The organism is Microbulbifer okhotskensis (assembly GCF_023895975.1).
GTDB lineage: Bacteria > Pseudomonadota > Gammaproteobacteria > Pseudomonadales > Cellvibrionaceae > Microbulbifer > Microbulbifer okhotskensis.
The window spans coordinates 32910-50404 of the sequence record NZ_JALBWM010000023.1 but is presented as its reverse complement, the minus strand read 5'-3'; the positions used below and the strand labels follow the sequence as shown (position 1 = coordinate 50404).

General features: G+C 53.4%; 15 protein-coding genes and 1 pseudogene. 8 read left to right on the top strand and 8 right to left on the bottom strand.

Annotation, left to right across the window (positions count from 1 at the left end; translation table 11 throughout):
- Window positions 1-52 precede the first annotated feature (52 nt).
- The gene (locus MO867_RS07865; protein WP_256473884.1) at window positions 53-1276 is read left to right on the top strand and encodes a DUF885 domain-containing protein; all 1224 of its coding nucleotides are present in this window, start codon (window positions 53-55) and stop codon (window positions 1274-1276) included.
- 83 nt (window positions 1277-1359) lie between these two features.
- Here MO867_RS07865 and MO867_RS07860 read toward each other — a convergent pair whose 3' ends face one another.
- From MO867_RS07860 to MO867_RS07835, 6 genes are all read right to left on the bottom strand, one after another.
- Window positions 1360-2523: an acyl-CoA dehydrogenase family protein gene (locus MO867_RS07860; RefSeq protein ID WP_252465784.1), complete on the bottom strand. Its 1164-nt coding sequence runs from the start codon at window positions 2521-2523 to the stop codon at window positions 1360-1362.
- Between the two features lie 11 nt (window positions 2524-2534).
- The gene (locus MO867_RS07855; protein ID WP_252465783.1) at window positions 2535-4559 is read right to left on the bottom strand and encodes an acetyl-CoA carboxylase biotin carboxylase subunit; all 2025 of its coding nucleotides are present in this window, start codon (window positions 4557-4559) and stop codon (window positions 2535-2537) included.
- Window positions 4559-5362 (bottom strand): enoyl-CoA hydratase/isomerase family protein, encoded by an 804-nt coding sequence (locus MO867_RS07850; RefSeq protein WP_252465782.1) that lies wholly within the window; start codon window positions 5360-5362, stop codon window positions 4559-4561. The genes MO867_RS07855 and MO867_RS07850 overlap by 1 nt, the downstream gene beginning before the upstream one ends.
- A gap of 10 nt (window positions 5363-5372) precedes the next feature.
- Window positions 5373-6539, bottom strand: coding sequence for an acyl-CoA dehydrogenase family protein (locus tag MO867_RS07845; RefSeq protein ID WP_252465781.1), 1167 nt, complete (start codon window positions 6537-6539; stop codon window positions 5373-5375).
- A gap of 82 nt (window positions 6540-6621) precedes the next feature.
- On the bottom strand, window positions 6622-8229 hold the full coding sequence (locus MO867_RS07840; protein WP_252465780.1) for an acyl-CoA carboxylase subunit beta: 1608 nt from the start codon (window positions 8227-8229) through the stop codon (window positions 6622-6624).
- Complete coding sequence (locus MO867_RS07835; RefSeq protein WP_252465779.1) at window positions 8229-9122, bottom strand: SDR family oxidoreductase; 894 nt, start codon at window positions 9120-9122, stop codon at window positions 8229-8231. The genes MO867_RS07840 and MO867_RS07835 overlap by 1 nt, the downstream gene beginning before the upstream one ends.
- Before the next feature lie 205 nt (window positions 9123-9327).
- Here MO867_RS07835 and MO867_RS07830 point away from each other — a divergent pair, with 205 nt between their 5' ends.
- Window positions 9328-9972: a TetR/AcrR family transcriptional regulator gene (locus tag MO867_RS07830; protein ID WP_252465778.1), complete on the top strand. Its 645-nt coding sequence runs from the start codon at window positions 9328-9330 to the stop codon at window positions 9970-9972.
- A gap of 184 nt (window positions 9973-10156) precedes the next feature.
- Window positions 10157-12691 carry a hypothetical protein gene (locus tag MO867_RS07825; protein WP_252465777.1) on the top strand — a complete coding sequence of 845 codons (2535 nt, stop codon included), beginning with the start codon at window positions 10157-10159 and terminating at the stop codon, window positions 12689-12691.
- Here the strand turns inward: MO867_RS07825 and yciH are convergent.
- A complete protein-coding gene (gene yciH, locus MO867_RS07820; protein ID WP_252465776.1) occupies window positions 12688-13011 on the bottom strand; it encodes a stress response translation initiation inhibitor YciH in 324 nt (107 codons plus the stop codon). The two genes, MO867_RS07825 and yciH, sit on opposite strands and share 4 nt — an antisense overlap.
- A 166-nt stretch (window positions 13012-13177) precedes the next feature.
- Between yciH and MO867_RS07815 the strand changes: the two are divergent.
- A pseudogene (locus MO867_RS07815) lies at window positions 13178-14004 on the top strand (ion transporter).
- Between the two features lie 115 nt (window positions 14005-14119).
- On the opposite strand, the gene MO867_RS07810 reads toward MO867_RS07815, so the two are convergent.
- A complete protein-coding gene (locus tag MO867_RS07810; RefSeq protein ID WP_252465775.1) occupies window positions 14120-14584 on the bottom strand; it encodes a PaaI family thioesterase in 465 nt (154 codons plus the stop codon).
- 109 nt (window positions 14585-14693) lie between these two features.
- Between MO867_RS07810 and MO867_RS07805 the strand changes: the two genes are divergently transcribed.
- The 4 genes from MO867_RS07805 to MO867_RS07790 all read left to right on the top strand — a co-directional run bounded on the left by MO867_RS07805 (window position 14694) and on the right by MO867_RS07790 (window position 17328).
- Window positions 14694-15836: a serine hydrolase domain-containing protein gene (locus tag MO867_RS07805; protein ID WP_252465774.1), complete on the top strand. Its 1143-nt coding sequence runs from the start codon at window positions 14694-14696 to the stop codon at window positions 15834-15836.
- A complete protein-coding gene (locus MO867_RS07800; RefSeq protein WP_252465773.1) occupies window positions 15836-16063 on the top strand; it encodes a SlyX family protein in 228 nt (75 codons plus the stop codon). Before MO867_RS07805 ends, MO867_RS07800 begins: the two co-directional genes overlap by 1 nt.
- Window positions 16064-16109: 46 nt before the next feature.
- Window positions 16110-16349, top strand: a complete 240-nt coding sequence (locus tag MO867_RS07795; protein WP_252465772.1) for a hypothetical protein — start codon at window positions 16110-16112, stop codon at window positions 16347-16349.
- A gap of 331 nt (window positions 16350-16680) precedes the next feature.
- A complete protein-coding gene (locus tag MO867_RS07790; RefSeq protein ID WP_252465771.1) occupies window positions 16681-17328 on the top strand; it encodes a YiaD family glycine zipper/OmpA-like lipoprotein in 648 nt (215 codons plus the stop codon).
- The last annotated feature ends 167 nt before the right edge of the window (window positions 17329-17495 follow it).

The window sequence follows — 17495 nt, the reverse complement described above, 5'->3', positions numbered from 1 at the left end:
GCTATTCTAGGTCTATTCTGTTCGTTTTTACACCGATTTATATGGGACAGCCCTGGGACTTGAGTGGGGTTACTCTGCACCAAAGAGTGTGGTAAAGCGTGTAATTCAGCAAATTGATGGCTTGGTTCAAGCCCCTATCGATGCACACCCTTTTCTAGGCCTGGCAAAAAAAGCTGATGATTCGGAGTTTGAAGTTGCATTTAAACGGGTGCTTTCGGATCATTTGATACCTTCAATGCAGAATTACAGAGATTTTCTAGAATCTACCTATTTACCTGAGGCAAGAACGGAGCTGGGCATTCATGCAATTCCCAATGGCCGTGAGTGCTATATGGCCCAATATCGTTCTTATACAACATTGCAGAGGACCCCTGAGGAGGTGTTTGAGCTGGGTTTAAGCACTGTCAATGCAAATAAGAGTGAAGTGGTTCATTTAGGGCGGGATCTCTATCAGGTGGATTCATACTCTGAGGCAGTTGCAAGGGCAAGTGAAGATCAAACTCAGAAGTTTAATAGTTCTGATGAAATGCATCAGTTCTATGAACACCTGGTAGAAAAGTCGAGAGAATTAACGGTAGATTTTTTCAACGAGATGCCTTTTATCGAAATGGAAGTAAAGGCGATTCCTGAATATGAGCAGGGCTCGGGTCGCAGTGCACACTATGTTCCTGGCACCAGTGAGCGAAAGGCAAGATTTGGATATGATCCGACAACCTACGAAGGGGAGTCGTATGCTTCTGCAGAGACGGTGACGATTCATGAGGGGTATCCGGGACATCATATGCAGATTGCCTTGGTTCAGGGACAGGATAAGTTTCATAAAATAGAAGACGCTCTTTCAAACTCTGCTTTTGCTGAGGGGTGGGGTAGGTATGCGGAGCACCTCGCTGAAGAGGCGGGGATGTACCAGTATGGATCTACCAAGATCCTAAGGCGCGCATGGCCTGCGCGAGGTATGGTTGCGGATACTGCGATGCATATGCTCGGTTGGAGTAATGAAGAAGTAGCAGAATTTTTACAGGAATCTGGTGCTTCATTTGCCGCAGGCCCAAGTACGTTGATGGACCGGATGGCGGTTATGCCTGCGCAGTTGACCTCCTATGATTCAGGTGCCTTGGAGATTTTTGCCTTGCGAGAACTTATGCAGAGTGAATTAGGTGAGGAGTTCAATATTAAGGACTTTCATGAAATTGTTTTGAGGAATGGCAATGTCCCTATGGCTGTATTAAACGAGCAGGTAAGAGAGTTTATTAAAGAGAAGCAGAAGACCCAGTAGAAGTAACCCTTTTAATATGGCCGGCAGGTTTGCCGGCCATATTGTGTCTTTCTACATTAATAGACAAGGTTAAATATGGATCACTAAATCCCCATCTGCCTGGAAGCCAGATCCCGCATAATTTCCTCAGATCCACCCCCAATCGCATTCACCCGTACTTCACGGTAGATCCGTTCAATCCGCCCACCACGCATATAACCGGCTCCACCCAACACCTGCATCGCCTCGCGCGCACAAAATTCCAGGGTTTCTGTGGCTTGAACTTTGAGTAGAGCGATGTCGGCGACTTTGAGTTGACCTTGTTGTTCGGCCCAGGTGCAGAGTTCCATATAGGCCTGGGTGGCGTTGATACGCTGCAGCATTTGTGCAAATTTATGCCGGATGACCTGGTGATTGGCCAGGCGTTTGCCAAACGTCTGGCGTTCCTGCGCCCACTCGATGGCATCCTGAAGACAGGCCCGGCTGTACTCTACACAGGAAGCGGCAATGCCCAGGCGCTCACGATTGAAGTTGTGAACTATGGGCAGAAAACCCTGATTCTCACTGCCGATCAGGTTGCTTATCGGTACCCGAACTTGGTCAAAAAAGATGCTGGCCGTATCGGAGCACCACCAGCCCTGTTTTTTATCAAGAAGTTGCCGGCTTACCCCTTCTGTGTCTGCGGGGATTAACAGTAGGGAGATGCCGCCAAAGCCTTCGCTGCCGGTACGCACTGCAGCAGTAAACCAATTTGCGCGCATACCTCCGGTGATATAAGTCTTTTCCCCAGTCACGATATAGTTATCGCCGTCGCGTACTGCCCGGCACTGGATATTGGCGACATCGGAACCGGCTTCAGGCTCGGTGATTGCCAGGGAAATATGCTTATCGCCACGCAACACAGAGGGAATGACTCTATCTTTAAGTGCCTCGCTGCCGTAGTGCAGCAGTGGGGGCAGGGCGATGCCATGAATCATAAGGCTGGCGTAGAGGCCACCGGCGCCGGTGCGCGCCAGCTCCTCGGCGGCGACAATCATATGGAATGCATCAGTTTCAATGCCGCCATAGTTTTCTGGGAAGCCCATTTGCAGAAGACCAACGTCTGCGGCTTTTTTCCATAACTCCGCAGGTAGTTGTCCATCCTCATCCCACTGATTGATGAAAGGTGAGATCTCCCGGTTGACGAAGCGTCGCAGCTGGTTGCGCCACTCCTGATGCTCTTCGTTGTAGTAAGGGCTGGCCAAGCGGGAGGCGTCGATATCAAACATAGAGAATTCCTTTAGGATGTGGCATCGCTGGGGATTTTGGCGGTTTCACTGGGTGCGGCTTCGATTTCAATTAAGAGTTGCCCGCCGCGTACCTGATCTCCGGCGTGGGCGCCGAGTTTAATCACAGTGCCATCGCGGTCTGCGCGTAACGCGTGCTCCATTTTCATAGCTTCCATCAGGGCGATGGTATCTCCACACTGCACTTCTTGATTATGTTCGACCAGTACCTCCACTAAGCATCCGTCCATCGGTGCGGTAATACGGCCACTGCCTTGATTTTGGTTGGAGGTTGCCGGTGTGTGGGTGGTGTCTGCAAAGGAGTATTGCCTGCCATCACACAGGAGGTGGAGACTATTCTCGCTGTGTAGGAATAATCTTTTCTGACTGATACCGTTCATCAGAAGTTCTGCACTAAGGATCTCGGTTTCTTCCTGTACTTTCCCATAGGTTAACCGCTGGATTTGAAAGTGCTCTTCGCAAAGGCTGACCTGATAAGTGTTTTCCCCCAGCGCCAGCAATTCACAATTAAGCGTTTGCCCGGAAATTTCCAGGCGGTAGCTCAGCGGGACACTGTTATCACCGCTGCGCCAATCGCTGCGACCGCTACGTTGGTCACGAGGGTTGGCGTGGTGCAGGTGATTAAGTAGCACTGCTTGGGTTGCGATTTCTGAAGGGATTGGCTCGGCGGAAATGAGTATATTGTGTTGATCGAGAAAGCTGGTATCCGCTTCACCAGCAATGAATTGGGGTTCCGCCAACAGTCTCTGCAAGAAGCGGATATTATTTTTCGGGCCAATAAATTGCAGTTGGGTAAGGGCCCGAGCGAGTTTGCGTCGCGCTTCCTCGCGATCTTGCCCCCAGGCAATTAACTTGCCCAGCATCGGGTCATAAAAGGGGGTAATTTCACCTCCTGTCTGCAGGGCATGGTCGATGCGAACTCCTTCTCCGCTGGGTGCCTGCCAATGGAGTACTCGTCCGGCTTGGGGCAGGAATTGTTGTTCCGGGTCTTCGGCGTAGAGGCGTACTTCCAGGGCATGCCCCCGCTGAACCAGCTGTTGTTGGGAAATGGGCAGGGCTTCACCACGGGCTACCGCCAGTTGCCAGGCGACCAGATCAAAGCCGGTTACCATTTCGGTAACCGGGTGCTCTACTTGCAGGCGGGTATTCATTTCCAGAAAATAAAACTCACCACTGGGGCACAGTAGAAACTCTACGGTGCCTGCACCTTGATAGCCGCAAGCGCGGGCGGCGGTAACGGCTGCTTGGCCCATTTTATCGCGAAGGTCGGCGTCTACTGCAGGGGAGGGGCACTCTTCAACCACTTTTTGATGGCGTCTCTGTACCGAGCAATCCCGTTCTCCCAGATGAATGCAGTTTCCCTGACGGTCTGCAAATACCTGGATTTCAATGTGACGTGCGTTGATCAGCGCTTTTTCCAGGATTAATTCGTCGCTGCCAAAAGCACTCATGGATTCGCTGCGTGCGGCGCGCAACTGGGAGGCCAGTTCGGCATTTCCCTGAGCCAGGCGCATGCCGCGGCCACCACCGCCGGCAGCCGCTTTGATCATCAGGGGAAAGCCGATGTGCTGTGCTGCAGCGATCAGGCTATCGTCATCCTGGGCACCCTGGAAGCCGGGGATGCAGAGCACACCGGCGGTGGTAACAAATTCCTTGGCTTTGCGCTTGTTGCCCATCAGCTCAATGACTTCTGCGCTGGGGCCGATAAATTGCAGACCGTTATTTTCACAAGCCCTGGCGAATTCTGCATTTTCCGCGAGGAAACCGTAGCCGGGGTGTATCGCGGTGGCTGCTGATTTTTTTGCGGCGTCGAGAATTTTCTGGATGTCCAGATAGGATTCTGCTGAAGTTTGTCCGCCGATGGCCACCGCTATATCTGCGTGGTGCGCGTGCAGCGCATCGCGATCGGCATCACTGTATACCGCGATGGTGCGATAGCCCTCTGCCTGGGCGGTACGCATAATGCGCAGGGCAATCTCGCCACGGTTGGCGATTAGCAAGCTCTCTGTTGTCGACATCAGTGCTGCCACTCCGGTGATCGTTTTTCCAGAAATGCACGGGCACCTTCACGCCCCTCGTGGCCCTGAATTGCGCGGGAAAACTGCTTTGCGGCGCCGTCTAACAGTTGACCGAGGGCGTTTTCGTCACTGACTCGGGCCGCATCCATCAATATCTGTTTGGTGATGGCCAGGGCACCAGGAGCGCAGGCGTTGATCGCTGTGAGGTGTTCCTGTAAAGCGCCCTCAAGAGCTTCGGTGTCGTCGAGTAGTTGGTGAATCAGGCCGATTTCCAAAGCCTGCTGCGCTTTCACTTTTACTCCACTGAGTGCCAGGCGTCGGGCTTGGGAGAGCCCCACCCGCGCCACGACAAATGGAGCAATTTGCGCGGGCGGTATACCCAGGCGGGTCTCCGGCAGTGCAAAACGGCAGCTGTGATCAGCGATGGTGATGTCGGCACTGCAGGCGAGGCCGAAGCCGCCGCCCATGACTGCGCCTTCCAGCACGGCGATCACGACAAGAGGGGTGCGGTTAAATCGCTGCATCAATTCGCCGAAGCGGCGGTTGAGATGAAAGAAGGCATTGTTCTCGCCGTCACTGGCACCCTGCTGGGCGTTAAGCATATCGACAATATCGCCACCGGCGCAGAAGTTGTGCTCAGCACCACGCAGTACCAGTGCTCGAACTTGCTGATCTTCCTCCGCCTCCGAGAGTTTTTGCAATAGTTCGTCCACCATTTGCAAACTGATCGCATTGCGCTGCTTGGGGCGATTTAGTGTGAGGTGACGAGTGATGCCGATGGTTTTATCAATAACAGTCTGCATGGGCCTAACCTCACTCTGTGGGTTTGCGCTTACTGGGCAATATGCCCATCAGCTTGCAAATAATACCGAGCATGACTTCGTCGGCGCCGCCGCCAATGGCGGTAAGACGGCTGTCGCGGTAGGCCCGATTGATAACGGTTTCCTCGATATAACCCATACCGCCCCAGAATTGCAGGCACTGGTCAGGAATCGAGCGGGATAGGCGGCCTGCTTTGAGCTTGGCCATGGAGGCAAGGGTGGTGACATCTTCTCCCGCTATATAAGCTTCCACGGCACGCCAGGTTAATGAGCGCAGGCACTCGACTTCGGTTTGCATTTCCGCGAGGGCGAAATGGATAGTCTGGTTATTGATCAGCGGCGCTTTAAAAGCATGGCGTTCGCGCACATAGTCGATGGTGCTGCTGACACAATTTTCCAGGCCTTTTAAATTCAGTGCAGCGCCGGCGAGACGCTCTTCCTGGAATTGCAGCATCTGAAGCAGGAAGCCGGCACCTTCATCACCAATTCGGAAATGTTTGGGCACCCGCACATTGTCAAAAAAGATGGGTGCGGTTTCCGATGAACGCATGCCCAGCTTGTCGAGCTTTTCTCCGATGCGAACACCCGGTGTTTTTGCCGGGATAATCACCAGGGATTTATTGCTGTGGGATTTGCCTTCACTGGTATTCACTAGGGTGCAGAAGAAGTCGGCGCTGAGGGCATTGGTGATCCACATTTTGCTGCCGTTGATCACATAGTCATCGCCGTCGCTTTTGGCAGTGGTTTTGATTGAGGCCACATCGGAGCCTGCGCCGGGTTCAGACACCGCAATTGCGCCGATCATCTCTCCTCGTATAGCAGGAATCAGGAACTGTTCTTTCAAGTCTTGACTGCCAAAATTCGCCAGTGCGGGGGTGCTCATTGAGGTCTGCACGGAGATAGACAGGGGTACTCCGCCACAGTGAGCGCCGCCTAGTTCCTCCAGGAATACTGCTTCATAACTGAAGTCGAGTCCGAGGCCGCCGAAGTCGCTGGACTTGCTGATACCGAGCAGGCCGAGGTTGCCCAGTTGTTGGAAAATTTCGTGGATGGGAAAGCGGCCGGCCTTTTCCCACTCCGCCACGTTGGGGTTAATTTCCTGCTGCACAAAATTTTGTACGGTGCGCTGCAGTTCCCGGTGTTGATCACTAAATATCATTATTGTTTTCCCTGCCTTGAATGTTGAACCCGGTAATTGTGGTGATGGGCAACCGCACATCCTTTTGCCCAGAGTTATGGTGTCAGAACCTCGCTACGCCAAAAGTGGTTTTGTTGAGCTTGCGGTGTTCAGCCTCAGCGCAAACTTCTAACAACATCCCCAAGAGCTTGCGTGTATCGCGGGGATCGATAATGCCGTCGTCCCACAAACGAGCACTGCAAGCGAGGGCATCGGAATTGCTTTGCATAAAGGCACTCGTGTCGTTCTCTAGTTTATTCAACATCGCTTCATCCACGCGGCCGCTACGCTGCATTTTTTGTTCCGTGACAATGCGCATTACCTTGCCGGCCTGTGCGGCTCCCATCACTGCCGTGCGGGAGTTGGGCCAGGCAAAAATAAAGCGGGGATCGAATCCGCGCCCACACATCGCGTAGTTGCCGGCACCGTAGGAGCCGCCCACCACAATGCTGAGTTTGGGTACGCTGGCGTTGGCTACTGCCTGAATCATTTTGGCGCCGTGTTTGATAATGCCGTTGTGCTCCACTTCAGTGCCCACCATAAATCCGGTGGTGTTGTGTAAAAACAACAATGGAGTGCCGCTCTGTTCACACAGTTGGATAAATTGGGCGGCCTTATTGGCACCTTTGGGAGTGATGGGGCCGTTATTGCCGATAATGCCTAGCGGAAATCCTTCGATACGGATATGGCCGCACACGGTCTGCCGATCAAATTCGGGTTTGAAATCCAGCATGGCGGAACCATCGGCGATCCGCGCGAGAATTTCGCGCACGTCATAGGGTCTTTTACTGTCTGCTGGAATCAGGCCGAGCAGGTCTTCGATGGGATGTAGTGGATCTTGGTAATTTCTTACCGGAATGCTCTGTTGTGGCGAGGGCAGGGCGGCGACAATCTCCCGAGCCATACGAATGCCATCGGTATCGTTCTCGGCAAGATAGTCACCGCTACCAGACTCTGCACAGTGCATCTCTGCACCGCCGAGACTTTCTTCATCCGCAATCTCCCCAGTGGCCGCTTTGAGCAGCGGCGGCCCGGCCAGATACATGCCGGTTTGCCCGCGCACCATCACGACATAATCGGAGAGCCCCGGCTGGTAGGCACCGCCGGCAGTGGCGCCGCCGTGAACTACCGTGATCTGGGGAATACCCGCAGCAGACATGCGCGCTTGGTTGGCAAAACCGCGCCCGCCCGGAGCAAAAGTCTCGGTGGCGTACATTAGGTTGGCGCCGCCACTTTGTGCCAGGCCAACCACCGGCAGGCGATTCTCCAAGGCGATACGTTGCATACGCAAGGCTTTATCCATTCCGGCCGGAGAGATGGTGCCGCCTTTTACCGCGTAATTATCCACCCGTACCATACAGCGACGCCCGCTGATCTGACCGATACCACAAATAGCACCACCGCCTGCGCCAGTGCCGTCTTGATCGTCGAAGAGTTTGTAGCCGGCGAGTGAGCACAGTTCTATAAACGGCGCACCAGGGTCGAGCAGTAGGTTGAGGCGCTCTCGCGGCAGTAGCCAGCCACGATCGCGGTAGCGGGAAGCTTTGCTTTTTTCCGCCTGTACTGGGCGTTGTTCGGCTTCGCGGAACCGGTTGAGCTGCTCCAGCATTGTGGCTTTGTTGTCGTTAAATTCGGTCGAGCGGTTGTCGACTTGAGAATCAATGGGCTGCATCAGAGTTTGCCCTCCGCTTCCATTTCTTCGACTACCTGCGGCCTGCGCCGGCGGTGGAATCCATTAAATCGTTTGGAGGTGTTGGCAGCTTGAGGTTGCCACAGAGGAGAGTGGTGTTTGAGGCTGGAGCCGCCGTCGATACGGAGGGTTTGCCCGGTGATATAGCTGGCTGCATCAGAGAGGAGAAAGCACACCGCACCACTCACTTCGGCCTCTTCACCTAATCGATAGAGAGGAATACTGTCGCGGAAGCCAGGCAGCAGCTCGCGCAAAAATTCCGGGTCGTAGGTGTCGAAACCGCTAGAGAGAATATAGCCGGGGGCTACGGCGTTGACTCGCACCCCAGAAGAGGCCCATTCCAACGCGGCGGTCTCGGTGATATTTTCCATGCCGGCGCGGGCGGCGCCGGAGTGCCCCATCATCGGCATACCGCCGGTGTTATCCGCCGTGATATTGACGATACTGCCACCGTTTTGCTTCATCGATTGTATAAAGACTTCGCGTGACATGAGGAAGCCGCCAAGCAAGTTACTGCGCACTACCGCATCGAAACCCTTGGTGTTGATCTGCTCTAAGGGGGAGGGAAACTGGCCGCCGGCATTATTAACCAGACCATGAACTCTGCCGCGGGCCTGAACAATTTGGCCAATGGTTTCCTGTACACCCTCTTCATCGCGGATATCCAGGCTGAATATACTGCAATCGCCACCATCGCTATTGATCTCGCCGGCAACCCGCTCCAGCTTATCCAACTTGCGTCCGATCAGCACCACATGGGCGCCGAGGCAGGCTAGTTCATGGGCGATACAACGGCCAATACCGCTGCCTCCGCCGGTGATGATATGGGTTTGTTCGCTAAAGCTGCCGTTGCGCAGCTGGCTTTGATAGCGCATGAGAGTTTCCTTTTTTCGGACCTGTAAGGCCTGTTCAGTTTTTTTATTGTTCTTGTCGGCGCTTGCACCTGGGTGGTGGAAAACGCAGAATAGCTTAACGCTACCAAGCAAGCGCTTGGTATTCAATAGTTGGCGCCTATTTGATTAAAAATGATCGGGCCCGCTAAGACATTTGATTCAAGTTGAGAAATATGAGGTGTGGTCTGTGGGTAATAGTGCACAGGAGTTGGCGGAAGCTATCGAAGAGTTGTCTCCGCAAGAGCTGATCTGCGCCTTGGTAGCACAAGGGGTGCTCACCGACCCGGATTCCGCTCGGGGGCGTTTACTCAATGCCGCTGCACGTCTGTTTGAGCAGAAGGGATACGCTCGCACCACAGTGAGAGACCTGGCCGCTGAAATCGGTATTTTGTCGGGGAGTATCTTCCATCACTTCTCCAGCAAAGAGCAGATTTTGTGTGCAGTGATGCGTGAAGTGACAATTTTTGCCGGAGCACGTATGCGTTCTGCGGCAGAGCGGAGTGCCTCTCCGCAAGAAAGGCTGAAAGCCTGCATTCAATCTGAATTGGAGGCGATTCACGGTTTGGCGGTACCGGGTTTTTCCATTTTAGTCGTGGAGTGGCGCAGTTTGTCCGAAGAGAGCCAACAAGAAGTGCTGCGTCTGAGAGAGGAGTACGAGCAGATTTGGTTGGACGCGATCAGTGCAGCCCACTGCGCCGGTGGTGATCCGGCATTGGTGCGACGGCTTTTGGTCGGCGCCCTTAGCCATACCTATAGTTGGTTTAAACCCCGAGATAATGGCCTGACTATTTCAGACCTAGCCGGGCGAATCCTCGCGATATTTGCTCCCTGAGAACGCTTTACTTTGGCAAAGCGTGCCATAAAAGTTGTGTGCTTTGCCTTCTTTCCTGCCAATTTTTTACTTTTACCAGCTACCTGAGAACTGGTGCGCAACTGATTTTTCCTGAATCTTTTACTCTCCGCGCAAGGTGTAATGAATGTGACATTTTGCGTCACTTGCTGACAGGAGAAGGGAGATGGCGGGCCAGGATTTATATCAGGTGGTTTCCACAGGAAGGACACTTCACGCCAAAAAATCGGATGCTGTGATTCGCGATGCTGCGAAGTTATTTTCCATGCCGGAGGCGCAGGCCCGTAGGCTGCTGTTAAAGGGGTGGGTACTCAAAGATCAGTTGTCTTCGGAGAAGGCGCTTGCGTATCGCTCCGGCCTGCAGAAAATTGGCTTGCGTGTGGAGGTATGTCCGGCGGGGCGTTTCGACAACCGAGAGCTGATCGCCAAGATCAAAGTTGCTCAGCGGCGTAAAGCTCAGGCCAGCACGGCCTCCTCTGCGCGTGATGACTCCACTCTACAAGATCCACCGGCTAGGTCTTGCGAGGATTCGATCGAGTCTGAAAAAGTCGCTGACAGTTCGGCAGCGGGCAATGCAGATCAGGCCTTGGACAAACAGCAGTCACCGCTTTCTTTGGCTGAGCAGTGTTTGTCTGGGGCGAACGTATTACCGGGGGCCGGTGCTGCTATTCACGGCAAGGCAGTTTGGGGGCTTATCAAAGCCTCCTTGGTTCCCTGTTTGTTTCTGTCGATATTGGCAGCCTGTGTTTTTAGTGCTGGTCACGCGCTCTGGCAAATCCCTTGGGCAGTCTGGCAAGGCGAGCTCACCGGTGTGGGGGTGGTCTTCAGTCTCTTAGTTGTATCGCTGGCTTTGTTCGTGAGCCTGCTGTTGGTTTGGCCCTTCTTCCATTTTCCTGTGCATCAGCGCGATCAGGTAGAGCCGCGAGAATTGTTACCCTCAGAGGGTAAAGGTGTGCGGCAACTGATGGATGTATGGGTTGATAGGCTGGGCCTGCCAAAAATCAGTCAGGTTTTTATAACCGCTGATATAGGGGTGCTGTCTCAACCACAATTCTCACAAGTATTGCGCCAGCAGCTCCCGGTCAGCCTGGGGCTCGCCAGCATTGCCTCATTGGAAGGGAAGGACGTACTTGCGCTGATTGCTAGGAGCCTGAGTTTTTATCAAGGGCGTTTGCTAGGGGCTGTGAGTTGGCTGAGCTATGGCGTCATGCAGCAACTGGAGCTGATGCAATGGGCGTTGGAAAATGAGCGCAGCGCTGTGTGCCCTGACAATAACCCGGGGGGCCTGCAGAGACCGCTGCACAATGCTCTGGTGATTTGTGGACACTTTCTTCTGCCGCTTATACAACGTCTTGAAGCTTTACACAGGCGCCTTTCCAGTGGCAATGCGGCCCTGTTGCAGGAAAGAGCAGACACCATTGCGGCACAGATCGTTGGCAGAGATACGTTTGCTGACTTCACAAAGACGTGGCATCGATTAATCCATGCCGATCTTTTGGTAGCGGAGATCAATCGCGAGGCTAGGGCTTTGGGTCAGTGTTGTGAAAATACGCCCGCAGCGGTGCACTGGACCCTGGAAAACCTGGACGAGGATGCGTGCACCGCACTTGAAGTGGCGATGGCGCAGGCGGGCGACCCCTGGGATAGACAGCAGGCCCCCGACAGCGATCGAATAGCCGACCTGACTGGCCGAGCGTTTGCCAGTCAGATTCAAGGGGAAATTAAATTGCAGCCATTGTTTGCCGACTTTGCAACCCTGGCCTACTCAGAGACACTGCGAGCAGCCGGTACGGGTTGCCAGATGGTGGAAAACCGTTCGCTGCTCAGTTCCAGCCACGAAGCAGAGGCGTCTGCGGGGGTACTTGAGGCATATTTTAACCGTCTCCCGCCACTGGCTTTGATGCCTTTAAAGAGGCCTGCGATGGAAGAGATGCGAGCACTGGATTTGCAGCGCACGATCGACTGGCTGCGTAGCAAGCTGGTTGATCTACGGGATTTGCGTGAGCGCAAGGAAGGGGTGCAAATCCAGATTTTTGCGATGCAGCAGGGAGCCGCATTGATTCGCGCTAAAGTCCGTATGAACCCCCAGGACTATTGTTTAAAGGGCGGGGGGCTGGCCACTGCCCAAGAGAGTATTGCTCTGAAGCGTGCCGCCCTGGAGGAAGTGCAAAAGCAACTTCAGCAAATCTATTCGGTCTTCTATCAGCGAGTGTGCCTAGCGCTTGTCGCAATGCCGGCCAACCAGCGCCAGAGCGCCAGAAATCAGCTGCGACACCTGGCCGCTTATGACTCCCTGGGGCCGCACCTGGACAGGCTGGCGGGCTATAGCCATATGTTGGCCATGTTTACTCAATACTTGTCGCCAGATTTGTCCGAACGGGAATTGATACAGAAATATATGGCGCTCTCTGTCAGGGAACTGGAAGCGGCTTTCGCGGTTGCTGCGGATTCGCCTCTGTTAAAAGAGCAGGGCTTGGCTCGGGTTCTAGAGCTGAAGGCAAAGCCGGGGTCTTTTCAGCAGCTACCTCAGGGGCGCCAGGAAATATTGACTGCGCTGCAGTCCATGGAATCCCGTTGTAAACATATTCGATCGCTAATCTTGGAACACTACCAAATCCAGTTGTCCACTCTTTTGCAGCAATGCCTGATAAAAGAGCAGCAGTTGCAATTAAACCCCTTGCGGCTTCTTAAAGCCGGCTAGCCGCCGGCCAGTTTCACGGTGTAATTGCGGGAGTCGAGGAACGCTTTAATCTCGTTGCGCTTGTCGCCCTGAATTTCGATAACACCATCTTTCAAGGTGCCGCCGCAGCCACAGCGTTTCTTCAACTCAGCGAGCAGCAGCTTCAGTTCACTGTCGCTGCTCGGCAGTCCACGCACACAGGTAACCCCTTTGCCCTTGCGGCCTTTGCTTTCCCTTTGGATGCGGACTACCCCGTCCCCCTCTCGGCGCTTCTCTGTTGTCGCTTCTTCTTTGATACGACCGCGGTCAGTTGAATAGACGAGACGATTATCCTTGGCCATAGCTGGGGATTGCTCCTGTGGTGGTTTGGAATTTGTTGCGCGATTGTGCCCGAGGCGGGCGGGATGTTAAAGGGAGGCGAGGGTGTGCAAATTTGGGGCGACCATTGCTGCCGGACAGGTTAGAATTTTGCCGCATTATAAAACGGCAGCGTAGTTGGGGTGATAGATGGCGTTGACAGGGCGTCGAAAACTGCTCAATGAGGTGATTTTCGGAACCGAGACCGGAGCAGGGCGAAACTTTGATGTAATTTTGATCTGGGCGATCCTGATCAGTGTGGGGCTGGTGCTGGTGGCTTCCATCGGTTCGGTGAGAGACCGCTATGAAAATGTGCTGATCGGTTTGGAGTGGGTGTTTACCGGACTCTTTACTATCGAGTATATGGCTCGAATCTACTGTACGGTGAATCGCCGCAAATATATTTTCAGTTTTACGGGATTGTAGACCTCCTGGCGATTCTGCCCAGTTATCTGGCCCTTCTCTATACCGGTGCCACCTACCTACTGGTGATTCGTCTGTTGCGCGTGCTGCGCATCTTCAGAATCCTAAAGCTGGTCCGCTACCTGCGTGACGCAAATGTATTGATGCGGGCTCTTGGTCTGGCACGGCACAAAATTCTGGTGTTTTACTCCGGTGTATTAGTAATGTGCATTATCTTTGGCTCTCTAATGTTTGTGGTGGAGGGACCTGGTAATGGGTTTTCCAGCATTCCTACCAGTGTTTACTGGGCCATTGTTACGATTACCACGGTAGGCTATGGCGATATTTCACCGCAAACACCTTTGGGGCAGGCTATTGCTGCAATGACTATGCTGATCGGTTATTCGATTATCGCAGTGCCCACGGGTATTTTGACGGCGGAGCTAGCTGGCGAAATGAATCGGGAGCGGGTGCAGGTGCGTTGCGATAACTGCAGTCGAAGTGCTCATGATCCCGATGCGGAATACTGTAAGTTTTGCGGTCATCGCCTTGAAGAGGTTGCTGAGACGGGATGAGTGATGCTGGCGTAGAGGGTAGTTAAAGACTCTGTATCTTGGAATCGATGTATGTGGATGGTGCGGCTCCCGCTTTGGGAGCTACAGCAGGGTGGTCGTTTTTCGAACGATTCCCTTACCAATCACCTGGTACGCGGACTGCGATCACTTCCGCTTTGGCACAAAGGCGCCCGTCGCTGCTGAGGTTGCAGTGCAACACGGTTTTTCGTGGAGAGCGCTCGGTGATGGTGGCTTCCAGAATAAGAGGCGTGTCGATACGGGCCGGAGCCAGATACTTGATATCCAGGTTTCCTGTGGCATACCAGATCCTATCACCGCTTCCCACTGCTCGTCCGGACTGCAGATAGCCATCAGCAATGGCGGTACACACAGTGTGGCAGTCTATAACTGTTGCCATAATCCCGCCGTTCAAATATTGCGCTGGCCCGGCATTGTGGTGGGCGCTGGGGAAGAATTCACAGCGGGTTTGATCCTTTTCTGTCCAGTAGCTCTTAATATGTAGGCCCTGGTCATTGTCGGGGCCGCAGCCGAAGCAGTGGTTGCCCTGGATCTGATCCTGAATAGCAGTTTCCTGAGTCATATTTTTCCCTCGCTGTGAACGCGCCATATTACCGATTTGCGCAGCGGAGTGGAAGAAACTACCCTTGCGGACTCCAACTGAGTTACCCGAATTATCTGGACGTAAATACATGGAAATATACGGCTTTTGTGCCCCAGGCTTTGAGGCGCTCTACGATGCTTTCGCCGGGAATTTTCGCGAGTGCGGCGACACCGGGGCAGCCTTTGCCGTGCGTCAGCACGGAGAATTAATCTGTTCTTTATGGGCGGGAAGTGCAGATCGGGGTGCAGAACGGCCATTTACCGAAGATACATTGGCCAATGTTTTCTCTTCATCCAAAGGAATTCTCGCCGTGTTGGCTATGCAACAGGTTGCAGCGGGCAAGCTGGATCTCGACCGGCCGGTGGCGGATTACTGGCCAGAATTTGCCACCGGTAAGGCATCTGTCACGCCACGCCAATTGTTGTGCCACCGAAGTGGATTAGTCGCTTTTCGGGAGCGAGTCAAAGACAATTTGATTTACGACTGGCAAGCGGCCTGTCGTGAAGTTGCCCGCTCTGCGCCCTGGTGGGCGCCGGGCAGTGAGCAGGGTTATGCACCTTTTTTATACGGTTGGAGCCTGGGTGGATTAATTGAGCGAGTTGCAGAAAAACCCCTTCTGGAACTTTATCGGGAAATGTTAGCCAAACCCCTCAATCTCGATGGAGGCTTTGGTGCGAATGGCCATCGCTCACAGCGTATTGCCGATGTAAGTCCGCTGAAACAGCCGTTGCCGGAATTGCGTGAAAACGCCATTGGCCGCGCAATAAAAGAAGACCGCAAGGGCCCGGTGGCAATGGCATTTAGCAACCCGGTTAGCTTGATGATGGGCACCAATAGTGCCGAGTGGCGGGGTGCTTTGATTCCCGCAGCCAATGGCCACTTCAGTGCGCGGGATCTAGCTGCCGTTTACGGTGAACTCGCGATTGAGAAGTCTGAGATTTTACCCCGGCACTGGGTGGATGAAGCTTCCAGGGAGCAGAGTCACGGCCGCGATAAAGTACTGCAGGCGGAAGTCAGTTTCGGTTGTGGCTTTATTCGCAGTAGCAGTGCTGCCGATTTACGTTTTGGGGGCCCCCAGGGTTTTGGTCACCCCGGTGCCGGCGGCAGTGTGGGGTTTGCAGACCCAGAGCATGGGCTCGGGCTGGGTTATATCACCACTCGCCTTGGGCAGAGTCTCTTTATGGATCGCCGAGCGGTTGGTCTGGTGGATGTTCTTTATGGATTGCTGTAATGACTGAAGAAATGCAAATACTGGTCGAGCGTATTGATGAACTGGAGAGCCGTTTGGCTTTTCAGGAGGACACTATTAGCGGGCTGAACGATGTCATTACCCGACAGGATGCTGACATCCGTACCTTGCTGGCGCATATGCGTGAACTCGGGGAGAAATATCGCACTATCGCGTTTGAGGTGCAGGGCGGAGCTAAACAGTTGGATGAAAAACCACCGCATTACTAAAGCTCGGGTAAGTTTTGAGAAACTTCACGAGTTGTGGTGCATAAGAGTGCGCGAAGGCGAATTTGCTCATGCTTGGGCGGTAAGAAGGTTTTACCGCCCAGAAGTTATGGCTTTAAGCGCAAATGTATCTAAAAAAATTTTATCTCGATGCTGTAGGGCTATTGACAAACTTTTCCACATGCGAATTCAGCAAGGCTCTTCCATCACTGATGGTTATCCACCGCTTTTAGGGCATTTTGCTCAATTCGTAACTTGTTGTTTTTTAATGGAAAACTGCAAAGTTTAAAAAATGTGCAAAACGCTGGGAGCGAGGTTTTACGCCGTCTGGCGCGCAGCCATGTTTATTAGTGCACAGTTTTATCCACAGAAATTGTGGAAGAAGGGAGAGTTGAATATTTCTTGAGCGATATCTGTTGTATCGATAGCCTAATTTGCGGCTGATTGGTACGCAATGGGGACTAGTCAGTGGAACTGGCGTCGATTTCGCCGTAATCTTTACAAAAATTCATTGGGTTGATTCAGCCGCTGGTCAGCCAGAGTGCTGGATAATAGGGGGATTGCACACAACCTGTGCAGTTCGATACCCGTTACTTAAAAATGCGTTAGGAGAGCCAATAATGAAACATTGGGTAATAGCTTTGGCACTGGGTTCAATGGTTGGTTGTACCACGATGGATCCTTACACCGGTGAGAGCAAAACCAGTAATGCCACCAAAGGCGCAGGCATTGGTGCGCTTACCGGAGCGATTATTGGTGTGGCCACCGCCAGTAAAAAGGACCGTGGTAAAGGTGCCCTAACGGGTGCTCTGGGGGGCGCTGCGATCGGTGGTGGCATCGGTTATTACATGGACCGCCAGGAAATGGCATTGCGCCAGCGTCTTGAGGGCAGTGGTGTTCGTGTTCAGCGCGAGGGTGACAATATCCGTTTGGTCATGCCGGGCAATATCACTTTTGGTACCAACCGGGCTGATATTCGCACAGATTTTTATGACACTTTGGAATCGGTCACTGTTGTGCTGCAGGAGTTCAATCAAACTGCAATTCGTGTCGGCGGCCATACGGACAGTACAGGCTCCGATGTGTACAACCAGAGCTTGAGCGAGCAGCGTGCTAACTCCGTTGCCAGCTTCTTTAGCGGCAGTGGGGTTTCTGCAGGCCGTGTTCAGTCTGTGGGTTATGGTGAGCGCTACCCGCTGGCCAGTAACGACTCCGATGCTGGACGTCAGGCCAATCGTCGCGTTGAGCTGGAACTGCTTCCTCTGTAAAGGCCCAGGCCCGGTTGCTTATCAGGCAGCCAACCACAGCGCCCAGAGTGATTACTCTGGGCGCTGTGGTTTCCAACTAGATATTTCTAATCCTGTACGCCCAATCCAACTCCGCTGCAACTTGATTCATCCCTGGTGATTTTGTCCCCTATAACCGTCCAATTTTG